Here is a 4312-nt window from a genome sequence, read left to right as displayed (position 1 = left end):
AGCGATTGCCACGATCGCATCAAACAGGCCGGACATATGGATGACAGCGATCCGAACCGTTCCAGAAAGCTCTTGTAACACGGGGGCCGTCCACATATGGGTCCCTGCTTTCGCAGGGACGACAGAGAATATGTGGCGCGCGCACGAGGCTTATTCAGTGCCATCACCCGCGCATGCGCATGCGGATGAACTGCCCGCCCCCTACTTCTCCAAATACTTCTTCATCTCGGCGATCAGGCCGTCGCGCAGCTCGGGGCGCTTGAGACCGAAGGCGATGTTGGCGCGGAGGAAGCCGGGCTTGGAGCCGCAATCGTGGCGCTCGCCCTCGAACTCGACGCCGTAGAACTTCTGCGTCCTGGCGAGCCCGATCATTGCGTCGGTGAGCTGGATCTCGCCGCCGGCGCCGCGCTCCTGCGTGGCCAGGATGTTGAAGATCTCCGGCTGCAGGATGTAGCGGCCGGTGATCGACAGGTTCGACGGCGCGGTGCCCTTCGGCGGCTTCTCGACCATGCCGTCGACCTCGAAGATGTTGCCGGTGCGCTTTCCGACGCCGCAGATGCCGTATTGATGGGTGAGCTCGTCGGGCACCGCCTCGACCGCGATCACGTTCGACTTCTCGCCCAGCTTGTTGGCGGCGTCGATCATCTGCTTCAGGCAGCCCGGCGTGTTCAGCACCAGCTCATCCGGCAGCACCACTGCAAACGGCTCGTTGCCGACGATGTCGCGCGCGCACCACACCGCGTGGCCGAGCCCGAGCGGCGCCTGCTGCCGGGTGAAGCTCATCGCGCCGGCCTCGGGCTGGTTCTGCGCCAGGATGTCCTGCTCGGTCTTCTTGCCGCGCTGCGCGAGCGTGGTGTCGAGCTCGAACATGCGGTCGAAGTGATCCTCGATGACGCCCTTGTTGCGGCCGGTGACGAACACGAAGTGCTCGATGCCGGCTTCCCTCGCTTCGTCGACCACGTACTGGATCAGGGGCTTGTCGACGATCGTCAGCATCTCCTTCGGCATCGCCTTGGTGGCAGGCAGCACGCGGGTACCGAGACCGGCGACGGGAAAGACGGCTTTGCGGATCTTCATGGGATTATCGGGAGCCCTTGAAATGGGTGGGACGACGGCGCGAAATGAATCGCACCTTGGTACCTCGTTTTGCAGCCGCCAACAAAGGCGGATGTGTGGTGCGGCTTAATTCCGCCGTTCCCGTCAGCCAATGCGGGCCACGACGAAATCGCGCCCATGTTAAGTTATTGGAAACCGTCCCGGGTCCTTCTGGAACAGCACGTTTTTTGACAGGCACACGACAAATGCGCTCGATGGGAACATCACGGACCAGGCTTTTCAGCGCGAGCCTGATCGCGCTGGCGCTGCTGCTGCCCGGCAGCACGCAGGCTCAATCGGCGGGCAACGGCCTGACCAACCTGATCGACAGCATCTTTTCCGGACCGAACGCCGCGACGCCGCCGCAGGCCGCGACCGGACAGGACGGCGCCGCGCCGCCCTGGAGTGGCGAAGACGGCGCCTCCGGCCATCCGCTGATGACCGCTGCCGCGATCCGCCAGGCCGCGTCCGACTTCCCGAATTGCGTCGCCGCGATGTGGCCAGATGCCGCACGGCGCAACATCACGCAGCAGAATTTCGAGCGCTTCACCGCCGGCCTGCAGCCCGATCTGCGCATCATGGACCTGTTGGATTCGCAGCCGGAGTTCACCAAGGCGATCTGGGATTATCTCGACATCCTGGTCAGCGACACCAGGCTCGCCAAGGGCCGCGAGATCCTTGCCAAATACAAGCCGCAGTTCGACGCGACCGAGAAGACCTATGGCGTCGATCGCTATATCATCGCGGCGATCTGGGGCATCGAGTCGAACTACTCGACCCAGATGGGCGATCGCAGCGTGGTGCAGTCGACCGCGACGCTCGCCTGCATCGGCCGCAGGCAGGCCTATTTCAAGGACGAATTCCTGTCGGCGCTTGAAATCCTCAACCGCGGCGATCTCAGGCCCGAGCAGATGCGCGGCTCCTGGGCCGGTGCGTTCGGCCCGACCCAGTTCATGCCGACCGCGTTCAAGCGCTACGCTGTCGACGGCGATGGCGATGACCGCCGCGACGTCGTCGACAATCCGAGCGATCTGATCGCCTCGACCGCCAACAATCTGAAGAAGGACGGCTGGCAGACCGGCGCGAGCTGGGGCTACGAGGTCGTGCTGCCGCAAGGCCTGAACTACATGCTGGCCGACCGCGCCAAGGTGATGCCGCTGTCGCAATGGGAGCAGCTCGGCGTCAAGCGGCCGGGCGACCAGCCGTTCCCGCGGCCATCCGACAAGGCCTATCTGCTGGCGCCGGCGGGCGCCGAGGGGCCGGGCTTCCTGATGCTGCAGAACTTCAGGGTGATCATGAAATACAACCCGGCCGAGGCCTATGCGCTCGCGATCGGCCATTTCGCCGATCGCCTGCGCGGCGGGACGCCTTTCGTGCAGCCCTGGCCGCGCCAGGAGCGGGTGCTATCGCGCGCCGAACGGCTGGAACTGCAGCAGTTGCTGGCCCAGCGCGGTTTCTACAAGGGCACGCCTGACGGCCAGTTCGGCGGCCAGACCCGCGAGGCGCTGCGCGGCTTCCAGGTCTCGATCGGCGCCCCGGCCGACGGTTTTGCCACCTCCGAGGTGCTGGAGCGGCTGCGGGGGCGGTAGCCGACGGCCACAGGTAGCCCGGATGAAGCGCAGCGAAATCCGGGGTTCTCACCGGTGCGGTTGGTCTGTTCCCGGATTACGCTTCGCTCCATCCGGGCTACGGCTCAGCGATGACAGGGAATTTGGCCCCCTCCCCCGAAAGTAACCGTGAAATCCGATATTTGCCGCCCGCCTTGACGGTGGCCGGGGGCACCCGATTTATGGTGGAAAAGCTGCCCGCTTGCGGCCCGATTCCGCTAATATGCTCACGTACTTCCAGATCATTTGCGACCGAACCCGATGCGAGAGCCGAAGTCCTTCCTGCGCGTATTCACCGAAGCCGGGCCGCTGGTCGCGCTGGCGGTGGCGCTTGCGCTGTTGATCGGCATCGCGCAGCCGGCCTCGGCGCAGTTCTTCGGTTTCCCGGGCTTCGGCGGCGGACCACCGCAGCCGCAGCGCCGCGCTCCACCGCAGCACGGCGGTGGCGGCGGCTGGTTCGGGGGCGATTTCTTCGCGCCGTTCCAGCAGCAGCAACCGCAATCGCAGCCGCAACGGCCGCGCGAGGATTTCTCCCGTGCACCGCCGCCGGCCAAGCGCGAGGCTGCGGCCGAGCGCAATGTGCTGGTGATCGGCGACGCGATGGCCGACTGGCTCGCCTATGGCCTGGAGGATGCCTATTCCGACCAGCCCGACATGGGCGTGATCCGCAAGCACAAGACGGTCTCCGGCCTGATCCGATACCAGCCCAAGGGCGACCCGGCGGATTGGGCTGCGGCCGCCAAGGGCATTCTCGCCACCGAGAATCCCGACGCCATCGTCGTGATGCTCGGCCTCAACGACCGCACCGCGATCCGCGAACCGGTGGTGGAGAAGAAGGTCGACAAGAAGGACGAGAAAAAGGACGCGCGCGGCAAGCCGGATGCAAAACCTGGCGACAAGCCCGATGCCGCCGCCAAGACCGATGGCAAGACCGATAGCAAGGCGGACAATAAGCCGGCCGAGACCGAGCCAGCGGCCGACGACGCCGAGAGCGACTCGCAGGCCGCGCCGGAAAAGACCGCGCGCTCGCCCAACGGCCTCTATGAATTCCGCGACGACCGCTGGGTCGAGCTCTACGGCAAGAAGATCGAGGAATTGATCAACGTGCTGAAGAGCAAGGGCGTGCCGGTGCTGTGGGTCGGCCTGCCGGCGATCCGCGGCCAGAAGGGCACGTCGGACATGCTGTTCCTCGACGCGCTCTATCGCGACGGCGCCGGCAAGGCCGGCATCACCTATGTCGACGTCTGGGACGGCTTTGTCGACGAGGCCGGCCGCTTCATGCAGAAGGGCCCGGACTTCGAAGGCCAGCCGCGCAAGCTGCGCTCCGATGACGGCGTGTTCTTCACCAAGGCCGGCGCGCGCAAGCTCGCGCATTATGTCGAGCGCGAGGTGACGCGTCTGCTCGCGGTGCGCAGTGGCCCGATCGCGCTGCCGAGCGAACCGGCAACGCCCGAGACCAGCACCGAGCCCGGCAAGCCGGCGCCGCGGCCGCTGGCGGGCCCGGTGCTGCCGCTGGTCGCCTCCACGGTCGGCACCGATCAATTGCTCGGCGGCCCCGGATCGCGGCCTGCCGCGGTCGATGCGCTCGCCGCACGCACGCTGGTGAAGGG

Annotated in this window: 3 protein-coding genes; 2 read left to right on the top strand and 1 reads right to left on the bottom strand. The window is 66.1% G+C overall.

Features of this window, described 5'->3' with window-relative positions; genetic code table 11:
- Positions 1-201: 201 nt before the first annotated feature.
- Positions 202-1077 carry a UTP--glucose-1-phosphate uridylyltransferase GalU gene (gene galU, locus AC628_RS40985; RefSeq protein WP_074132491.1) on the bottom strand — a complete coding sequence of 292 codons (876 nt, stop codon included), beginning with the start codon at positions 1075-1077 and terminating at the stop codon, positions 202-204.
- 224 nt (positions 1078-1301) lie between these two features.
- Here galU and AC628_RS40980 point away from each other — a divergent pair, with 224 nt between their 5' ends.
- Together AC628_RS40980 and AC628_RS40975 are read left to right on the top strand one after the other, a co-directional pair.
- Entirely contained in the window at positions 1302-2684 is a 1383-nt protein-coding gene (locus AC628_RS40980) for a lytic murein transglycosylase (protein ID WP_074132490.1), read from the top strand.
- A gap of 279 nt (positions 2685-2963) precedes the next feature.
- A partial coding sequence (locus tag AC628_RS40975; protein ID WP_074132489.1) for an SGNH/GDSL hydrolase family protein occupies positions 2964-4312 on the top strand: 1349 nt, incomplete at its 3' end.

Origin of the sequence: Bradyrhizobium sp. NAS96.2 (genome assembly GCF_001908235.1) — a bacterium.
GTDB lineage: Bacteria > Pseudomonadota > Alphaproteobacteria > Rhizobiales > Xanthobacteraceae > Bradyrhizobium.
The sequence above is the reverse complement of the archived record's forward strand: the minus strand, read 5'-3'. Positions and strand labels throughout refer to the sequence as shown.

Coding starts and splice junctions, on each gene's coding strand:
- galU (WP_074132491.1), bottom strand. CDS start 1,077: ATGAAGATCCGCAAAGCCGTCTTTCCCGTCGCCGGTCTCGGTACCCGC.
- AC628_RS40980 (WP_074132490.1), top strand. CDS start 1,302: ATGCGCTCGATGGGAACATCACGGACCAGGCTTTTCAGCGCGAGCCTG.